Annotated in this window: 21 protein-coding genes and 2 other annotated features; of the genes, 2 read left to right on the plus strand and 19 right to left on the minus strand. The window is 37.3% G+C overall.

The window, feature by feature from the left end; genetic code table 11:
* Positions 1 to 14 precede the first annotated feature (14 nt).
* From pheS to RGU12_RS16840, 3 genes are all read right to left on the minus strand, one after another.
* Complete coding sequence (gene pheS, locus RGU12_RS16830) at positions 15 to 1049, minus strand: phenylalanine--tRNA ligase subunit alpha (RefSeq protein ID WP_309537089.1); 1035 nt, start codon at positions 1047 to 1049, stop codon at positions 15 to 17.
* Between the two features lie 173 nt (positions 1050 to 1222).
* Positions 1223 to 1461, minus strand: a binding site (T-box leader).
* A 216-nt stretch (positions 1462 to 1677) separates the two neighbouring features.
* Positions 1678 to 2382 carry a YwaF family protein gene (locus RGU12_RS16835; RefSeq protein ID WP_309538271.1) on the minus strand — a complete coding sequence of 235 codons (705 nt, stop codon included), beginning with the start codon at positions 2380 to 2382 and terminating at the stop codon, positions 1678 to 1680.
* A 15-nt stretch (positions 2383 to 2397) separates the two neighbouring features.
* Positions 2398 to 3147 (minus strand): TrmH family RNA methyltransferase, encoded by a 750-nt coding sequence (locus RGU12_RS16840; protein WP_309537090.1) that lies wholly within the window; start codon positions 3145 to 3147, stop codon positions 2398 to 2400.
* A 120-nt stretch (positions 3148 to 3267) separates the two neighbouring features.
* Here RGU12_RS16840 and sspI point away from each other — a divergent pair, with 120 nt between their 5' ends.
* Complete coding sequence (gene sspI, locus RGU12_RS16845; protein ID WP_309537091.1) at positions 3268 to 3477, plus strand: small acid-soluble spore protein SspI; 210 nt, start codon at positions 3268 to 3270, stop codon at positions 3475 to 3477.
* 267 nt (positions 3478 to 3744) lie between these two features.
* Here sspI and RGU12_RS16850 read toward each other — a convergent pair whose 3' ends face one another.
* Both RGU12_RS16850 and dut read right to left on the minus strand, forming a co-directional pair.
* The gene (locus RGU12_RS16850; protein ID WP_309537092.1) at positions 3745 to 4830 is read right to left on the minus strand and encodes a M42 family metallopeptidase; all 1086 of its coding nucleotides are present in this window, start codon (positions 4828 to 4830) and stop codon (positions 3745 to 3747) included.
* A gap of 80 nt (positions 4831 to 4910) precedes the next feature.
* Complete coding sequence (gene dut, locus RGU12_RS16855; RefSeq protein ID WP_309537093.1) at positions 4911 to 5348, minus strand: dUTP diphosphatase; 438 nt, start codon at positions 5346 to 5348, stop codon at positions 4911 to 4913.
* Between the two features lie 109 nt (positions 5349 to 5457).
* Between dut and RGU12_RS16860 the strand changes: the two genes are divergently transcribed.
* Positions 5458 to 5853: a sigma-w pathway protein ysdB gene (locus RGU12_RS16860; RefSeq protein WP_309537094.1), complete on the plus strand. Its 396-nt coding sequence runs from the start codon at positions 5458 to 5460 to the stop codon at positions 5851 to 5853.
* A 16-nt stretch (positions 5854 to 5869) separates the two neighbouring features.
* Here the strand turns inward: RGU12_RS16860 and RGU12_RS16865 are convergent, their stop codons facing one another.
* The 14 genes from RGU12_RS16865 to coaE all read right to left on the minus strand — a co-directional run bounded on the left by RGU12_RS16865 (position 5870) and on the right by coaE (position 18048).
* Entirely contained in the window at positions 5870 to 6457 is a 588-nt protein-coding gene (locus RGU12_RS16865; RefSeq protein ID WP_309537095.1) for a TVP38/TMEM64 family protein, read from the minus strand.
* Between the two features lie 70 nt (positions 6458 to 6527).
* Complete coding sequence (locus tag RGU12_RS16870) at positions 6528 to 6797, minus strand: DUF1294 domain-containing protein (protein WP_309537096.1); 270 nt, start codon at positions 6795 to 6797, stop codon at positions 6528 to 6530.
* A 380-nt stretch (positions 6798 to 7177) separates the two neighbouring features.
* Positions 7178 to 7534: a 50S ribosomal protein L20 gene (gene rplT, locus RGU12_RS16875; protein ID WP_010678372.1), complete on the minus strand. Its 357-nt coding sequence runs from the start codon at positions 7532 to 7534 to the stop codon at positions 7178 to 7180.
* Positions 7535 to 7573: 39 nt separating this feature from the next.
* Positions 7574 to 7774, minus strand: coding sequence for a 50S ribosomal protein L35 (gene rpmI / locus RGU12_RS16880; protein ID WP_116351718.1), 201 nt, complete (start codon positions 7772 to 7774; stop codon positions 7574 to 7576).
* 21 nt (positions 7775 to 7795) lie between these two features.
* Positions 7796 to 8314 carry a translation initiation factor IF-3 gene (gene infC / locus RGU12_RS16885; RefSeq protein WP_309538272.1) on the minus strand — a complete coding sequence of 173 codons (519 nt, stop codon included), beginning with the start codon at positions 8312 to 8314 and terminating at the stop codon, positions 7796 to 7798.
* A gap of 65 nt (positions 8315 to 8379) precedes the next feature.
* Positions 8380 to 8514: a sequence feature (ribosomal protein L20 leader region), on the minus strand.
* 121 nt (positions 8515 to 8635) lie between these two features.
* Positions 8636 to 10567: a threonine--tRNA ligase gene (gene thrS / locus RGU12_RS16890; protein WP_309537097.1), complete on the minus strand. Its 1932-nt coding sequence runs from the start codon at positions 10565 to 10567 to the stop codon at positions 8636 to 8638.
* Positions 10568 to 11177: 610 nt separating this feature from the next.
* Positions 11178 to 12029, minus strand: a complete 852-nt coding sequence (gene ytxC / locus RGU12_RS16895; protein ID WP_309538273.1) for a putative sporulation protein YtxC — start codon at positions 12027 to 12029, stop codon at positions 11178 to 11180.
* A gap of 118 nt (positions 12030 to 12147) precedes the next feature.
* Positions 12148 to 13077, minus strand: a complete 930-nt coding sequence (dnaI, locus tag RGU12_RS16900; RefSeq protein ID WP_309537098.1) for a primosomal protein DnaI — start codon at positions 13075 to 13077, stop codon at positions 12148 to 12150.
* 15 nt (positions 13078 to 13092) lie between these two features.
* Positions 13093 to 14478: a replication initiation and membrane attachment family protein gene (locus RGU12_RS16905; RefSeq protein WP_309537099.1), complete on the minus strand. Its 1386-nt coding sequence runs from the start codon at positions 14476 to 14478 to the stop codon at positions 13093 to 13095.
* Between the two features lie 64 nt (positions 14479 to 14542).
* On the minus strand, positions 14543 to 15001 hold the full coding sequence (gene nrdR, locus RGU12_RS16910) for a transcriptional regulator NrdR (protein ID WP_309537100.1): 459 nt from the start codon (positions 14999 to 15001) through the stop codon (positions 14543 to 14545).
* 94 nt (positions 15002 to 15095) lie between these two features.
* Positions 15096 to 15479 (minus strand): cytosolic protein, encoded by a 384-nt coding sequence (locus tag RGU12_RS16915; protein ID WP_116351723.1) that lies wholly within the window; start codon positions 15477 to 15479, stop codon positions 15096 to 15098.
* A gap of 109 nt (positions 15480 to 15588) precedes the next feature.
* Positions 15589 to 15969 carry an adenosylmethionine decarboxylase gene (gene speD, locus RGU12_RS16920; RefSeq protein WP_116351724.1) on the minus strand — a complete coding sequence of 127 codons (381 nt, stop codon included), beginning with the start codon at positions 15967 to 15969 and terminating at the stop codon, positions 15589 to 15591.
* 241 nt (positions 15970 to 16210) lie between these two features.
* Positions 16211 to 17242: a glyceraldehyde-3-phosphate dehydrogenase gene (locus tag RGU12_RS16925; protein ID WP_309537101.1), complete on the minus strand. Its 1032-nt coding sequence runs from the start codon at positions 17240 to 17242 to the stop codon at positions 16211 to 16213.
* Positions 17243 to 17436: 194 nt separating this feature from the next.
* Positions 17437 to 18048 carry a dephospho-CoA kinase gene (gene coaE, locus RGU12_RS16930; RefSeq protein WP_309537102.1) on the minus strand — a complete coding sequence of 204 codons (612 nt, stop codon included), beginning with the start codon at positions 18046 to 18048 and terminating at the stop codon, positions 17437 to 17439.
* Position 18049: the final 1 nt, after the last annotated feature.

Raw genomic sequence — 18049 nt, forward strand, 5'->3', positions numbered from 1 at the left:
CTCTTTCTCCCTCCTTAAGCCCGATTGAATTGTTTGATGAAACGATTATCATTTGTGTATAAATGACGAATATCATCAATACCATATTTCAACATTGCAATACGTTCTGGGCCCATACCGAACGCAAATCCAGTATATTTCTTTGAATCAAATCCTGACATTTCAAGGACATTTGGATGAACCATACCAGCACCTAAAATTTCAATCCATCCTGTCTTCTTACATACATTACATCCATCCCCGCCACACTTAAAGCATGAGATATCCATTTCTACTGAAGGCTCAGTGAATGGGAAAAAGCTTGGGCGTAGACGAATTTCACGGTCCTCACCAAACATCTTTTTCGCAAAAGTATTAAGGGTTCCTTTAAGATCACTCATTCGAATATTCTCATCGACAACTAATCCTTCGATTTGTGTAAATTGATGAGAGTGGGTCGCATCATCATTATCACGGCGGTATACTTTACCTGGACAGATGATCTTTACAGGTCCTTTTCCTTCGTGCTTTTCCATTGTTCTCGCTTGAACAGGAGATGTTTGGGTACGAAGGAGAATATCCTCCGTGATATAAAATGAATCCTGCATATCTCTTGCTGGGTGGTCTTTCGGTAAATTTAAAGCTTCAAAATTGTAATAATCCTTTTCAACTTCAGGTCCTTCGGCAATGGAATAACCCATCCCTAGGAATAAATCTTCAATTTCTTCAATAACCTTAGTAAGTGGGTGAGGTCCTCCTACTTTAATCGGTCTTCCCGGAAGTGTAACATCAATTGTTTCGGAAGCTAATTTTCTTTCGACTTCTTCTTTTTCAAGTAGTTCTTGTTTTGCAGTTAGTTTTTCAGTGATTTGCTCTCTGACTTCATTAACAAGTGCTCCCATTTTTGGACGTTCTTCAGCGGAAAGCTTACCCATTCCTCTTAGTACTTCCGTAATCGGTCCTTTTTTACCTAAATACGCCACACGAATATCATTTAATTCTTTGAGATTCGTTGCGGCCTCTACTTTTGCAAGAGCTTCTTCTTTCAGCTCAAGTAATCTTTCTTGCATTGTTTTTTCCTCCTTTTTATTAGAAAAGCGCAAGGCGCCCGTTCATCGGCGACAAGCACAAGACATGCTCTGACAGAAAACGCTTTTTGCCTTCCGAAGTGATTGACTTGTGACCTCGAGCCGATGGCACCTGGAGCTAGACAATAAGACAAAATAAAAAACCTCAATCCCAAAAAAGGGACGAGGTTTAGATTCGCGGTACCACCCTTGTTAACAACTACATAAAAAGTAATTGCTCACTTCGTTTCAATAACGGCAAATGCCGGTACACCTTTACGCCATTTGTTCAGACGGTCCAAGTGCCAACTCCAGAGGTGAATTCACTTTCTTCTTCTATAAAAATGCTTGCAGTCACGGCATTTTCTCCCTGAATAGTGAGTGGAAAGTTACTGTTCTCTTTCACTGTTTTTTCGATATGATGTTTAAAAAGTCACCAAATGATAAGCTCCGAATCTCGTCGTCACTCGGCCTCTCCAGCCCTCACGTATTCATAACCTACGCTCCGGTCCTCAAGCCGCGAGTTCCTTGACCTTCTCGCTTCTGATTCGTCGACTTTTTAAATCACAGATAATATGTAAAGCATATAAATTATATTATACGTATCTTCGAGGTGCAAATCAAACCCATTTTAATTCTTTTTTCGTATAAATGGGAGATAGAGTATAAAAAACATGATTAACGCGACTAGTTCCAAGGATAAGAGATACCAAGGGTACGGACCAAGAAAGTCAATTAGGCTTGGGTTTATTGGTTTTCGAGCAAGAAACATATAGTTTCCACCAGTTGCTTTGTTGATAAAAAAGACGATGCATGCAATGACATTCAAAGCAGCAAATGCCTTCCAAACAGAATTGAAAGTGGGCCTAATATTCTCATACCAAAGCATGTACAGGCTTGCTAGAATAATCGCGATGTGAGCTAAGAAAAAGTGAAAATAACGATAATGTGGAAAGTCATAGGCGAGTTCCGGTGTAAGCATAGCCTGTAGGGCACCACCTATGCCTAAGAAATAGGTTACTTCAAATAACAGGTGGCTCTTAGTCAGTAACATGATAATACTCAAAAAAAGCGAAATCGAGCATAGCTGGAATGGTAGAGAATCGATTGGATCCCACACTCCCGTATATACATACCAAACATAAAGAGACAGCTCACTAATTAATAAAAATAATGCCAATGTATATCGAATGACTGATTTTCCTTTTGTAAGTCTGGTTCTAAAAAGAAATAACACAAAACCCGAGACTAAAAGCAAGCCCATCATCACGACATGTGAAAAAGATAACCAATGGAACGGTTCACCTACAATTGAGCCTCCGAAAAAGTCGATTATTTTACTCCCCCCTGTTTACCGCAAATGATAAAGTAAAATCCCCGCTGCTACTGCAACATTTAAAGACTCGCTTTTTCCGTAGATTGGAATATAGAGATTTTGATCTGTTTTCTCCAGTAATGCTGGTTGCACGCCATTTCCTTCATTTCCGACTATTAATGCAAAGGACTCTTCGACAGGTGCTTGTTTATAGTCGACTGCGTTCTTTAAAGATGTTCCATAGACTTTAATACCATTTTGATTAAGCCCATCAATCGTTTCTTGTAAATTTTCCTTCACAATAGGTATATGAAAAATCGAGCCCTGTGTAGAACGAATTACCTTTGAATTATAGACATCAACGCTCCCCTCACCAATAATCACAGCGTCGATTCCTGCAGCATCTGCAGTTCGAATCATTGTGCCTAGATTACCTGGATCCTGTACAGCATCTACTAATAACAACCTTGAGAACTGCCCATCTTCTTTTACAGAATATTGGTCACAAATCGCAGCTACTCCCTGTGAGGTATCTGTGTCACTTATTTCTTGCATTATTTTTTCTGTCACAATTGTGATAGATAGATTATCTACATTCCAGCTAGAGGGGATGTCAACTGTTTCACTAATAATCAATTCTCTGATGACAACATCACTTTTTAGAGCCTCTTCTACTAAATGAAAGCCTTCAATCATAAAAGTTCCAGTCTTGTCACGTTCTTTCTTCGTATGTAGTTTTTTCCATTGCTTAATTTGAGGATTTTTATTTGATTCAATTCGTTTCAACGTATTAATTGCTCCTTTTAGCTAATTCTTTTTCCATTATATCCTATGGTAAATACATAAAAAAGGCGGATACCGTAAAAGATACAAAAGAAAAGTTACATACGAAAGGTGTGCTTGTAAATGAACTTGAACTTAAGACATGCTGTTAAGCATAATGTCTCTGGAAATTCTCAAGCGGAATTAGAGGATACTATTGTAGATGCCATTCAAAGTGGCGAAGAAAAAATGCTCCCGGGATTAGGAGTATTATTTGAAGTAATCTGGCAAAACGCGAGCCAAGATGAAAAACAAGAAATGCTCTCAACATTAGAGCAAGGGTTAAAGCAATAATAAGGAAAGCCGATGACAAAAATCATCGGCTTCAGACTGTTGACAAACGCTCGCATACTGCGTTGCTTGCCTCTCTCGTCCGCTCATGAAGGCAACTTCTATTCGCGTCTTCGATCGGCGGCGCGCCTTGTCTGACAAGCGTTTTCAAGACAGTCTGTAGATAGTTAGTTATATCTAAATATCTAGTGAAAAATTTGAGTAGACAAAGTCAGTATTGACTTTGTCTACTCTCTGAAACCGATGACAAAAATCATCGGCTTTTTATTATCAATCAAATTTTATTTTGTTAACTGTTTCTTGGTCTAGACGTTTAATCACTTCTGCAATAAGTTTTACTGCATTTTCATAATCATCACGGTGAAGAATACCGGCATGTGAATGAATATAGCGTGTTGCGATTGTAATCGCTAATGCTGGGACACCTTCAAGTGAAATGTGGATTGATCCTGCATCTGTTCCACCACCAGCAATTGCATCAAATTGATAAGGGATGCTAAGTTCATCCGCAACTCCAACAACAAAATCACGTAAGCCCTTGTGTGAAACCATGGAAGCATCATATAAAATGATTTGAGGACCTTCACCCATTTTACTCATTGCTTCTTTTTCCGAAATTCCAGGTGTGTCACCGGCAATTCCGACATCAACGGCAATTGCAATATCTGGCTTGATCATCGTTGCTGCTGTTTTTGCACCACGAAGACCCACTTCCTCTTGAACCGAACCAACTCCATATACAATGTTTGGATGTTCTTCGTTCTTTAAATATTTTAAAACATCGATCGCAATGGCACAGCCAATTCGGTTATCCCATGCTTTGGCCAGTAGCATTTTTTCATTATTCATCACTGTAAATTCGAAATATGGAACAACTTGGTCTCCTGGTTTTACCCCAAATTCAAGAGCTTGCTCCCTACTTGCTGCACCAATATCAATAAACATATCTTTGATTTCAACAGGCTTCTTACGTGCGTCAGCAGATAAGATATGTGGCGGTTTTGAACCAATTACACCTGTAATATCCCCTTTACTTGTGACAACGGTTACTCGTTGTGCAAGCATAACCTGTGACCACCAGCCACCAACGGTTTGGAAACGTAAAAATCCTTTTTCATCAATCTGTGTTACCATGAAGCCAACTTCATCTAAATGCCCTGAAATCATAATTTTTGGGCCGTTTGGGTTGCCTTCTTTTTTAGCAATTAAACTTCCTAGTCCATCATAAGAAAGTTCATTTGAATAGGGAGTTATGTATTTTTTCATGACTTCACGAGGCTCTCGTTCGTTACCAGGAATCCCTTTTGCGTCGGTAAGATCTTTTAGCATCGTTAAAGTTTCATCAAGCTTTGTCATTCGTAAATCACCTAACTTTCGTTAATTTGACTATTTCATTATACAGAAAATAGTGGTAATTAAGCAATTTTGGTTCCTTATTATTTGGTCCCACTCGAACCGAATCCGCCTTCTCCTCTTTCAGAGGCTGCCACTTCCTCAACCTGTAGTAAGTGTACTTGAGCTACTTCAGCAATGACCATTTGTGCTATCCGCATCTGTTTTTCCACTACAAAATCATTTTTTCCATGATTAATTAAAATGACAGCAATTTCTCCTCGATAGCCTTCGTCAATGGTTCCTGGACTATTTAAAACCGTAACGGAGTGTTTGAGTGCAAGTCCACTTCTTGGTCTCACTTGTGCTTCTGTTCCTGGTGGTAGCTCAATTTTGATTCCTGTTTTGATTAATTCAGCTTCCCCTGGTTTAATAACCTTTTCTTCAGCAGAAAATAAATCTAGGCCTGCATCACCTGGATTTGCTTGCAATGGAAGCCTTGCATCCTCATTAAGTAGCATTACTTTTAAGTTGTATGTCATACGAAAATCCTCCTCTAGAAAAAAATTATAACAAATTTAAAATAACTTGAAACCTTTTGTATGGGTTATTCGTATATGTTGGCAGATTGAAAATGGAGGGAGTCCTCTTATGTTTGTCATACTTATTCGTTTTGTCATCTTACTTCTAATCATCTTTTTATTATATCGGATTTTTAAGTACGTATTAAATCCAAAGAGGAAGCTTGAGATCGCTCAAGAAAAAAATGAATTCTTCTGGCTTGATGACCTGGCAAATGTCCATAAAAACTTTTTATTAACGTATAAGGGAGTATTATTTGAAGGGGAAAAATATTTAGGTTCTACAAAAAAATCATTTGAGGTTGTGTCCATCTTTGTCTGGGCCAAAACGGACAATCTGAAGGGATTAACCTATACGGATTTCCAATACATTGAGCGTAGAATTAATGAAAATTATCCACATGCAAAAATTGATTGGAAAAGTCCAATAAAAGAACTGATAAAGGAGAACAGTCGTGAGCGTTAAGCACACGACTGTTTTTTTATTGATAAGACCTACCTGCTTTAGGATTAAAAAACTCATGCCATTTGATAATAACTTGCCTTTCTCGTAATAGATAGAATAAAAGAGTAAGTGCAAGGAGTATCGCAAGAATTACGGTTGTAGAGAACTCACGGATAAATTGACCGAAAACAGTGTAAAGAAGGGCTACTGGGATATTTGTATAAAAGGAGGCTTTGGCATATTCTCGAAAATTTCTTGTAACATCCAAAATACATAATGATAAAAGATGAAAATTAATGAAAGGAATAAGACGTAAGATTGCAATTTGCCCAACGGTAAAATTCACTTTGTCACCTAACCATTTTTGCTTGAGTGTATTAATTTTTTTCGACAATCTTGGAACCTGTCGATATAAGAAATAAAAAAGTATGCTGAGAAATGATAATCCTACTATGGAATAGATTGTGCCAAAAACGGATCCGAATAAAATCCCCCCGACAATACATACAACAGGTACTGGTATGAAAAAGAAAGGACGAATCAGATGGATTCCAATAAAAATGATAGGTGCAAGTAGACCAGTAGACTCAATAAAAACGAATAGCAGTGTCATTGTATCATCCAAATGTACAACTCACCTCTTCCGTAAGTTTCTATGAAAAGTGCTATTTAAGCATATACATTCGTACAAGTTGTTATGACAAGTTAACTAAAATATAAACATATATGGCTATAGAAAGTAATGTAAGAATAGGGAGAAGGATGACAAATTGCTTATGCTTCGTCTTATGCCGAAACTTCCTCATACCAAAAGTCGTTCCAAGTGCTCCACCTAAGATGGAGATAATCCAAATATGTTTTTCAGAGATGCGCCATTTGTTGGTTTTAGCTCTGTTTTTGTCGATGTACATGAGTAGGAAACCGTATATGTTAAGGATGATGTAAATGATTAAAATTGCGTACATTGTTTATCCACCTTTTACAGCGCGCAAAAATGCGGCATATGGTTTTTATTTTCTTTCTGTGGTCGATATTTCGATTTTATGGTCGTTATTTTGATTCTATGGTCGTTATTTCACTTCTATGGTTTTTAGCTTAATGTGACGAACTAACAAAAAAGGTTACTCTCATTTTACAATGGGAGTAACCTTTTTACCTAGACTTATTTGTAGTCTAGCTTCAGCGACTAGAAATTCGTGAAATTTCAACTCCTCCGGTAGAGGCAAAATACGCCTCTTAGTCGAAGTCTTCGACGCACAGGAAGTGCTAGTGCCGACGTTGCCACAGGACGTGGCGATTTTAGTCGGCCAGTTTCCTAATTTCTGGTCAAGTCGCTTCCGCTTTTTTATTTTAGGTTGTTTTTAGCTACAGTTGCTAATTCTGCGAATGCTTTTTCGTCGCTAACAGCTAGGTCAGCAAGCATTTTACGGTTTACTTCGATACCAGCTACTTTAAGTCCGTGCATTAAACGGCTGTAAGAAAGACCGTTCATACGAGCAGCTGCGTTGATACGAGTAATCCATAGCTTACGGAAGTCGCGTTTCTTTTGACGACGGTCACGATAAGCATACATTAATGATTTCATTACTTGTTGGTTTGCAACTTTATATAAAGTGTGTTTTGAACCGAAATAACCTTTAGCTAATTTTAATACCTTTTTACGACGTTTGCGTGTAACAGTTCCGCCTTTTACTCTTGGCATTTTGTTTCCCTCCTAGAATCTATATCAATCAATCAACGATTATTTAATGTTGTCTAACATGTGGCGAATACGTTTGAAATCGCCTTTGCTTACTAGTGAAGCTTTACGAAGCTTACGCTTTTGCTTTTGTGATTTATTTCCGAATAAGTGGCTTGTATATGCATGTGAACGTTTAAGTTTACCAGATCCTGTTTTCTTAAAACGCTTTGCAGATCCACGGTGTGTTTTCATTTTTGGCATAGGGAGTTCCTCCTCGTTTCATTACTTTTCAGTTTTAGGTGCTAGTACTAAAAACATGCTTCTTCCATCCATTTTTGGATGTGATTCAATAGTAGCAACTTCAGCACAAGCTTTAGAAAAACGATCTAAAACACGTTGACCGATTTCTTTATGTGTAATCGCACGGCCTTTAAAGCGAATAGATGCTTTAACTTTGTCACCTTTTTCAAGGAATTTGATTGCATTGCGAAGCTTTGTATTAAAATCATGCTCATCAATTGTCGGACTAAGTCTAACTTCCTTGATGTTAATAACCTTTTGATTTTTACGAGCTTCTTTTTCCTTCTTCTGTTGCTCAAAACGGAATTTACCGTAGTCCATAATACGACATACAGGTGGTTTCGCATTTGGGGCAACCAATACAAGATCAAGATTTGCTCTAGCAGCGATTTCTAATGCTTCACTTTTGGATTTAATTCCTAGCTGATCACCATTTTGACCAATCAAACGAACCTCACGGGCACGAATGCCTTCGTTTACCATCATGTCTTTGCTAATAATTAGCCACCTCCAAGGTTTTTTAAAGAATGCCTCGTTTGAAATCTTGCGCATTTTACAGATTTGAGACAAATAAAAAAGTGTGAATGTATGCACACCCACACTATTACAATTCATTTACACATTAATGATTAATGAACGTAAGACCTACCAACTGCAATTTGCGTCAATCAGGTGAGAAGCGGGTGCTTCTACTTTCTCAAACAAGTATTCAATTACCTTTAAAAGTATAACATCTATGATGATCTCTGTCAAACGGTGCATGACTAGAATAACACAACGAAATTTATTCTAGCATGCACTTTTATCTTTGACAAGAACTTTTTACTTTTTTACTTCCTGTAAAATATTTGCAAGGAAAGTATCAAAGGATAAAGTCTCTGATTTCTGCTCGCCATACTTCCGTACGTTTACTGCATTTTCGCCCATTTCATTGTCTCCTACAACAAGCATAAATGGAACTTTTTGCATCTGGGCTTCACGAATTTTATAGCCAATCTTTTCATCACGATCATCTATTTCTACACGTAAGCCTTCTGCCTGGAGCTTTTCTTGAACACTCTTCGCATAGTCTAAATGAACGTCTGGAGATACTGGTATTACTTGAACCTGAACAGGTGCTAACCAAGTTGGAAATGCGCCTTTGTATTCTTCAATTAAATAAGCAACAAAGCGTTCCATTGTTGATACAACACCACGGTGAATGACGACTGGACGATGTTGCTTTCCATCTTCACCGATATAAGTTAAATCAAAGCGTTCTGGTAATAAGAAATCAAGCTGAACAGTTGAAAGTGTTTCATCTTTTCCAAGTGCTGTCCGAACTTGAACATCAAGCTTAGGACCATAGAATGCCGCTTCACCCTCTGCCTCAAAATAATCAAGGCCAAGGTCATCCATTGCACCTTTTAACATGGATTGTGCTTTTTCCCACATCGCATCATCATCGAAGTATTTTTCAGTATCAGCTGGGTCGCGATAAGAAAGACGGAAGCTGTAGTCTTTAATATCAAAGTCTTTATATACCTCTAAGATTAGATTAACAACGCGTTTAAATTCTTCTTGAATTTGGTCTGGACGAACGAAGATATGAGCATCATTTAGAGTCATCCCTCTAACACGTTGTAGACCAGATAATGCTCCACTCATCTCATAACGATGCATAGTTCCTAATTCAGCAATACGGATTGGGAGCTTACGATAACTGTGAATTCCATTTTTATAGATCATCATGTGATGCGGGCAGTTCATTGGACGAAGCACAAGCTCTTCATTATCCATTTCCATTACAGGGAACATGTCATCTTGATAATGATCCCAGTGACCTGAAGTTTTATATAGCTCAACATTTGCAAGAACAGGTGTATACACATGGTCATAGCCTAGTCTTACTTCTTTATCCACAATATATCGTTCGATCACACGACGAATAGTTGCGCCTTTTGGAAGCCATAATGGCAAGCCTTGACCAACTTTTTGTGAGTTTGTAAAGAGGCTTAGTTCTTTACCTAATTTTCGATGGTCACGTTCCTTGGCTTCTTCAAGGAAATGAAGATGTTCTTCGAGGTCTGCTTTTTTGAAGAATGCAGTCCCATAAATTCGTTGAAGCATCTTGTTGTCGCTATCCCCACGCCAGTATGCACCAGCAATGCTTAATAGCTTGAATTCTTTTACTTTTCCTGTTGAAGGAACATGGACACCACGGCAAAGGTCAAAGAATTCGCCTTGCTCGTAAATGGATAAAGGTTCTCCTTCTGGAATATCTTGAATTAGCTCAAGCTTAAGCTCGTCACCAATCTCTTCGTATCGACGAATCGCTTCATCTCTTGAAACCTCAACACGGTGAATTTCAAGATTTTCATTTACAATTTTTTTCATTTCTTTTTCAATTTCAGGTAGATCTTCAGGTGTTAATGACTTTTCCATATCAATATCATAGTAGAAGCCATTTTCAATAACAGGTCCCACACCAAGCTTAACGTCTTTGTATAGACGCTTAATTGCTTGAGCCATTAAGTGAGCTGTACTGTGTCGCATGATTTCTAATGCTGCATCAGTATCTTGGGTAATAATTGCTATTTCACCATCTTCATGGATTTCAGTTCGCAAATCAATTTCCTTGCCGTTAAATTTACCGGCAATTGATTTTTTCTTTAGTCCTGGGCTGATCGAGCCAGCAATTTCTTCTGTTGTTGTTCCTTTAGGAAACTCCTTCACTGCTCCGTCTGGAAATGTAATTTTTACTACATCTGACATCAGTTTTCAACTCCTTTTTCTTAATAAAAGTTATAGGCTCATTTCTTAAAGATTGTTGCTATTAAAACATAGGGTGATTTCGCTTCTGGTACTCGCTTTCCGCGGGCGATCCGCAAGCCTCCTCGCTTCACTGCGGGGTCTCGCTTGGCTCGCTATTCCCGCAGGAGTCTCGTACCATCCGCCGAAATCACAGGAAGGCGAACAATTACTATTTACCTTCGCACAATCATATCCAAAAACAACAAAATTTACGAAAACAGCCAAATAAAAAATACCCGTCCCTAAAAAAGGGACGAGTATATGTATCGTGGTTCCACCCTTGTTCCCATGTCAGACAAACGACTTTCCGTTGATCTTTCATGGCTCAAGAAATAAATAACGGTTTCCCGTCAGTAATTACAGCTTTGCTTACCAAAGGTTCACTACTGAAGTTTAGAGGTGGTAATAGTACATTCGTGTTAGGAAGCTCTCAGCCTCGTCTTCCCTCTCTGAAAACCGTAATTATACCATCGTGTCCTCATCATAACTTTTAAAATTATAAATGTATGATTTGCAATATGTGTGTATTATAGTCTTATTTAAAAGTTAAATCAAGGGCACTTCACATATTTTATATTTTTTTTGCTCTCAGACGTCTATTTTCAAAGGATTTCTTTGTGTAAATCGTGACATTCTCTAAAAATATATTGTGAATGGTTTGGATCATTCCATTATCAATCTGATCCGTGTAAATGGATATAGATCTTGGTGCAATTGATACTAATGGTGCCAAGACGGCAGAATCAATGTACATCGGCTGATGCAAAATTAATTTTCGATCGATAAATTTAAAAAGCTCATCTCGCTTAATTTCAGTAAATGTATCATTATAAAAATAAAATTGCTCATCATGTAAAATATGTAATTGTTCAAGCTTTGGTTCCCGCTTTTCCCGAAATTCTCGCAATCCTTGGATAAACGTTTGATACTCTTGCTCAAGTTTGTATTCGTCAATAGCCGACTCCACAATTTGTAATAATGCCTCATTATACGAGCGCATACGAAACTTTAAAAAAGATTCAAATGAAAAAGAAATAGGAACCTGTAGGAAATCGTGAAGTGCTTCAGCTACCAATTGTTCCCGTGGAACGACATCCTGCACAGCAGGGATATCAGGATTATTCCCATCCATTAACGCTTTTGCAATTTCTAATATTTGTTTTTTCTCTTCGTAGTCAGTAAAGTAAAATACATTTTCGATATAATCAAGAATCCAATGATCTTCTTTATTTTTGATGATAAATTCGGTCATAACCGGAATGATCACGACCTGTACAACATATTGTGTTTTTTCTGATGCGAACACCGACACTACATTTTCTTCTTCATGTACAACCTCTATGTAATCTATAGAAAGAGCTTCTACCTTTCTTAGTAAGCCCTTATACATTTTTTGTGCATCTGTTGTTTCTTGAAAATGCATTTCAATCAAGCTAGTCCCCCCCTAATAGCCAATACCATTACCCTGTTACATGTATATGGCTAATGGGACAACTTTAGAATAAAAAAATAGCTATCCCATTTAGAGATAGCTATTTTACTTAATAGCGACGGTTTTTCCCTTTTAGTTCGACGGGTTTCGCTAAATATTTAATTCGTTCCATAATTCTCGCTGCTTTTACCTTTTCCTCTTCACCACGTTGCGTATAGGATAAGTGGTGTTCAAGTCCTTTGAAATCAAAATTTGAAGTGAAGAAAGTAGGTAGGTTTTCAAGCATTCGATATTGGAGAATACTTCCAAGAATATCATCGCGCATCCAACTTGACATCGATTCTGCTCCGATATCATCAAGCATTAAAACTGGAACCTTTTTAACTGCATCGATTTTAGAGTTGATCGATTGGTCTTGTAGGGAACCCTTTAATTCTCTCATAAATTCCGGTACATAGACGAGCATGGATGCTACCTTTTTTAGTGCCAAACCATTTGCAAGCGCCCCTAAAAAATAGGTTTTCCCAATTCCAAATGAACCGTATAAATATAGTCCTTGCATTCTTTTGCCTGGTTCATAGTGGTCAAGAAATTCCTGAATTAATAAAATGGCATCTGAACGCCCTTCATCAAAATCAAGAGATTCAAGAGATGCATCAAGAATATCCTTTGGAACATACATGCTTTTAATTAATGACTTATATTTAACCTGTTCATCATACATAACCTTTTTTGGACATCTTTCATAGCTTAAATCGATTATATTTCCTTTAAGTTCGAGTTGAGGATGATATCCCTGTAGCATGTTTTTACATGCCTCAAGGGTTTCACATTTACTACATTCCTTGCTTTGATTAATATACTCGTACAACTTCCCAAGACTTCTATTGATTGTATCATTCGTTATTTCATCTTGATGGACATTTATAAAATTCCTTACCTCTGGGTGATTTAATACTTCATGCTTGATTTGTTCATATCGCTGCTGAAATCCAGTGTTATTAGATAGTTTTTTAAAAGAGTCCTGAATCGGTTTCATATCCTCACCCCCATCCTATTTGTTTTTTTTCAGTCTTTCCTCAAATAAACGCTTCTTGTCCTCAAACGATGGATCATGTGTTTCTTCCTGTTTAGGCGCTTCTGCTTGTGTTCCTTCTTCTTGCTTTAACCAATCAGGCAACAGTTCTTTGCGAATTGGTTGTCTTTTATATTTATTTGTCTTTTTATCAGCGGTCCAATTATGCTTTTTAGCCGTCTCCATGGCCTCTTTTACTGTCTTAATATTCAAACGTGCCCAGTTGCTCGCAATGGTTTCAATATAGGACTTTGTTAGCCTCATATCTGATTTTAACATGACATAATATAACAGTACATTCACAACACCTGGAAGAAGGTTTTGTCGGAACATGACTTCTTCGATGATTTTTAATTCTGAGACAGACGGCTGCGCTCCCCCAGAAACATCAATTAGAAACTCTTTCGGAGAAATTCTTTCAAGCTTTTGTATTAATTCCTCTTCCTTTGTTTGGGGAACTTTATTGATCATCGTTTGATTTGTTAATGGTTGGATTTTTTCCGTCAGCGTAGGTAATTCATTTCCCGTTTCAAATTGATACCAATCTCGTGAGGCTTTTCTTAACTTTTCAATATCAATTTTTTCGTTTGGGTCTAGAGCGCTCATAACAATCCCTTGCATTTCAATCGGATCAATTCCGTAAAGGAAGGAAAGCTTTGTGATCGCCTCTTTTACCCGAGGGGTAATCGATTTTTTTGGTATCATTACTTCGGAAATACCTGCAAAGAATAAATCAAAATTAAAGTTATCATTTTCAATTAAAAGCTTTTTATCTTCATTTCGATCCATGAATTCTGTATTTTCATCCTGTTCAAGATTATGATTCATTTCATCACTAATGGTTGAAATCATTTTTGAAACTTTAACGGATTCAAATACTTCACTAAACGCCTTTGTAATGGGTTTGTACGAATCTAAATCTATTTCATTATCTGAAAAGAACTGCTTTAGTTTAAAAAATTTACTCTTACCAAGCCTGTTATATAAGTAAACGTTAAGAACACCATCCGTAAAAAAAGCTCTCGGCGAAAGGGGTGCTTGAAGTTCATAGATAAAACTTCTTGAATCTTCATCAGTCTTTACAAATGTTTTTAATAGGCCAATGCCTTCAAGCTTTAATCGTTCTTGATAAATTTCCTCAAGATTTGTTTGAAGTAGCGCCATTAATGTATAATGGGTACTTTCATCACTCCAAAGTCGGTTTTGCTCCAATTCACTCCACAGGGTCATATAAAGACTGAAGGCTTTCATGCCAATTAGAGGCTGGTATAGCAATGAGACAATTTTCCGATCATAGTCATGCAAAAGGTCTGCAGCATGAACGATATAGCGATCAACTGGTACTATTTCCTTCCAATGCTCCATTTCATCAAGGCCTTCCATTTCTCTTTATTATAGTGAAAAAAAGAGCTTAAAAGTTCTTAAGCCCTTAACGTTCCCGTTTAATTAATTCCTTTAATTCATCAATAAATACATTTATATCTTTAAATTGACGGTATACGGATGCAAAGCGAACATATGCCACTTCATCCACTTTTGCCAGATGATTCATGACATACTCACCAATCATATCGCTTTTTACTTCTGCAATCCCTTGACTTCTCAATTCCTTTTCAACTTCGTGGGTGATATCCTCTAATTGTTTTAAAGAAACCGGACGTTTTTCACATGCTTTAATTAGCCCACGGAGCATCTTTTCCCGGCTAAATTCCTCACGCGTTCCTTCTTTTTTAACTACAATTAAAGGTATTTCCTCTACTTTTTCAAATGTCGTAAAACGGTATTGGCATTTTTCACATTCACGTCTTCTGCGGATGGATCGACTATCATCAACAGGACGTGAATCCAAAACTCTTGTTCCATTATGGTGACAAGTAGGGCATCTCAATGGTAACAACTCCCTTCCGAGGAGATTTCTATGTATTCATCTTATAAGAAAGATTTTTGTAGGACAAGGGTTTTTACTCAGGAAATTTCTGTTGTTACAATTCGCCCTTTCCAATTAGCGGCAGTTCTTTATCTAAGTGTTGATACAAATTCAAGATTACCTTTCGGCTATAGCCAAAATCAATCGGTAACAGAAGTGTTTCTGTCGTTACTGCAAAGTCAATGGCTGTTTCAAATGGTCTAACGGAAACGACTGTTGCTACAACAAAGGCTTTTCTTCCTTTTTTGATTGAGATACTTATTTCTCCTCGTTCTTCTGATACAGAGTTGAGATGGTAGCCATCTAAATTATGAATAACCTTTTTTACTGCTTCGATTGCTTTTTTATTTGTTGTTTTATAATAATGACTTTTTAAAAGCTCGTCCGAATGTTTGTCTCTTGTTTCACTGTGATTAGAAAAAAACGCTTGCAATCCCATATTTGCCACTCCTTATAAAATCTATATTATAAATATTGCAGTTATAAATGTAAAAAAAGAGGTGTAGTTAATTACACCTCTTACTATTTTAGATGATTCATATTTATTTTTAAAGTACTTTAACTTGTGCTGGCTTTATTTGCACCGGACCCATGCCACGTGGGAGTTCAATATTCTCACGCGTTTGTGCACCAAGTGCCTCAGCAATATAGTCTGCGGCAATATTAGGATCTAAATCCCCACAAGTGTAAACGTCAATACTTGCATATCCATGTTCAGGAAAACTGTGAATTGTTAAATGTGATTCCGAAATGATCACAACTCCGCTAACTCCCTGTGGAGCAAATTTGTGAAATGCTACTTCACGAATTTCCGCACCTGATTTAAGTGCTGCCTGAACAAACGTTTCTTCAATACCTTGTATGTCATTTAATTTTTCAAAATCGCAACCCCATAATTCAGAGATCACATGACGACCCATTGTTTCCATAATTAAGTTGTTCCCCCTCTTACAATAATTTCGGGTGAGTTCTTCGCGTAAAGCATGAGCATAACTACCACGGGGGAAAGTTAGTCCAGAGAGGTCCTAACCCTTTAAGTAGTTACAAAAGCATAAGCTTTTAAGAAGTTCACGAAATTTAGTATACTTTGTTTATATACTTTTAGCAACAGTTATTAAATAAAAAATAAAAACCTTCCCGTAATTGGGAAGGTTTTCTTTATTTTCTTAATTAGCCTACTCTGGCTTCTGTTTTTTGGATGATTTTTGTGCCTACATATTTTGCTAAATCTACAACTCTACAAGAATAACCCCATTCATTATCGTACCAAGCTAATACCTTTACCTTTCGATCTCCGATGACCATCGTAGATAAGCCATCAATAATGGATGAATGTGGATTTGTATTGAAATCAATAGAAACTAGCGGTTCAGTTGTAAAATCCAAAACCCCTTTTAATGCTCCCACAGAAGCAGTAATAAAGGCTTCGTTTATTTCTTCAACTGTAACATCTCGCTCGACATCTACAACTAAATCAACTAACGACACATTTGGAGTTGGAACTCGAAGCGCCATTCCATGCAATTTTCCTTTTAGTTCTGGCAACACAAGTGATAATGCTTTTGCCGCTCCAGTTGAGGTCGGAATAATGGATTGTGCACAAGCCCTTGCTCTTCGCAAATCTTTATGTGGATTATCTATATTTTTTTGATCATTTGTATACGCGTGAACGGTTGTCATTAAACCGTTTACAATTCCGAACTGTTCATTAAGCACCTTCACAACTGGCGCTAAGCAATTTGTTGTACAGGATGCATTTGAAATAATCAAATGATTTTCATGATCATATTTATCTTCGTTAACACCCATAACGATTGTAATGTCTTCATTCTTACCAGGTGCTGTTAAGATAACCTTTTTCGCACCAGCTTGTAAATGTAAGTTTGCCTTTTCCTTTGAGTTAAACTTTCCTGTTGCCTCAATCACAATATCTATATTCAAACTTTTCCAAGGAAGCTCTAAAGGATCACGGGAGCTTAGAAGTTGTACACGCTTTCCATTTACCAACAATGAGTCATCCCCAGGAATGACCTCCGCATTGAACTTTCCGTGATTTGTATCATATTTTATGAGATGTGACAGTGTTTCAGCAGGGTAGCTTGCATTGATTGCAACTATTTCTAATGAATCATCCATGATTGCATTTCTAAATACCATTCTACCAATACGGCCAAATCCATTAATTGCGATTCTTGGCTTCATTACAACCCCTCCAGGATATATGTTATACAATTTAACCGAAACTTTCATGATTAGTATAACACATTAGATTAGATATGTAACATTTTTATTCTGATTTTTTATAAAAATGGTTATTTATACAACTTCTGAATGCTCATTGTCTATGGATAAGCATAGAAAAAGGCATCCCAGCCGTTTGAGACACCTTTGTTATGTTATGAAACTTTAATTTGAATACCCCATTGTTTACAAATAACACGAAACTGATCCTTCGTAGCCTCAATTGTGCCATTATTATCAATCACAGCATCTGCAAGTTGAATTTTGTCCTTAAGCGGCATTTGTGATTGAATCCTAGCCTCTGCCTCTTCCTTGGTAAGACTATTGCGATTCATAAGACGTGATAACTGTTTCTCATAATCAACATAAACAAGGAGGGTTTTATCGACTAAGGAGGTTAATTTACTTTCAAATAACAATGGGATATCTAATACAACTGTTTCCTCACCGTTCATCATATGCTCTTCTTTTTCCTTCAGCATTTGTTTCCGAACAGCTGGATGAACAATTGAATTCAATAAAAGTCGTTTGTCCTCACTGAAAAAGACTATCGAACCTAACTTCGGACGATTAATCGTCTTATCTGGTAATAATATGTCTTCGCCAAATGATTGAACAATTTGTTCGTATGCTTCTTCGCCAATCTCAACAACTTTACGTGCAATAACGTCGGCATCAATTACAACAATTCCTGCTTCTTTAAACATCTGTGATACTGTACTTTTTCCACTGGCGATTCCACCTGTTAATCCGATTGTTAATGTCACG

Source organism: Ferdinandcohnia sp. QZ13, assembly GCF_031324165.1.
Classification (GTDB): Bacteria; Bacillota; Bacilli; order Bacillales; family Bacillaceae_L; genus Ferdinandcohnia.

Coding starts and splice junctions, on each gene's coding strand:
- sspI (WP_309537091.1), top strand. CDS start 3,268: ATGAACTTGAACTTAAGACATGCTGTTAAGCATAATGTCTCTGGAAAT.
- speD (WP_116351724.1), bottom strand. CDS start 15,969: ATGGAAACAATGGGTCGTCATGTGATCTCTGAATTATGGGGTTGCGAT.
- pheS (WP_309537089.1), bottom strand. CDS start 1,049: ATGCAAGAAAGATTACTTGAGCTGAAAGAAGAAGCTCTTGCAAAAGTA.
- ytxC (WP_309538273.1), bottom strand. CDS start 12,029: ATGCATTTTCAAGAAACAACAGATGCACAAAAAATGTATAAGGGCTTA.
- RGU12_RS16870 (WP_309537096.1), bottom strand. CDS start 6,797: ATGTACGCAATTTTAATCATTTACATCATCCTTAACATATACGGTTTC.
- thrS (WP_309537097.1), bottom strand. CDS start 10,567: ATGTCAGATGTAGTAAAAATTACATTTCCAGACGGAGCAGTGAAGGAG.
- RGU12_RS16915 (WP_116351723.1), bottom strand. CDS start 15,479: ATGGGATTGCAAGCGTTTTTTTCTAATCACAGTGAAACAAGAGACAAA.
- RGU12_RS16905 (WP_309537099.1), bottom strand. CDS start 14,478: ATGGAGCATTGGAAGGAAATAGTACCAGTTGATCGCTATATCGTTCAT.
- dut (WP_309537093.1), bottom strand. CDS start 5,348: ATGACATACAACTTAAAAGTAATGCTACTTAATGAGGATGCAAGGCTT.
- rpmI (WP_116351718.1), bottom strand. CDS start 7,774: ATGCCAAAAATGAAAACACACCGTGGATCTGCAAAGCGTTTTAAGAAA.
- dnaI (WP_309537098.1), bottom strand. CDS start 13,077: ATGAAACCGATTCAGGACTCTTTTAAAAAACTATCTAATAACACTGGA.
- RGU12_RS16850 (WP_309537092.1), bottom strand. CDS start 4,830: ATGACAAAGCTTGATGAAACTTTAACGATGCTAAAAGATCTTACCGAC.
- RGU12_RS16860 (WP_309537094.1), top strand. CDS start 5,458: ATGTTTGTCATACTTATTCGTTTTGTCATCTTACTTCTAATCATCTTT.
- rplT (WP_010678372.1), bottom strand. CDS start 7,534: ATGCCAAGAGTAAAAGGCGGAACTGTTACACGCAAACGTCGTAAAAAG.
- RGU12_RS16925 (WP_309537101.1), bottom strand. CDS start 17,242: ATGAAGCCAAGAATCGCAATTAATGGATTTGGCCGTATTGGTAGAATG.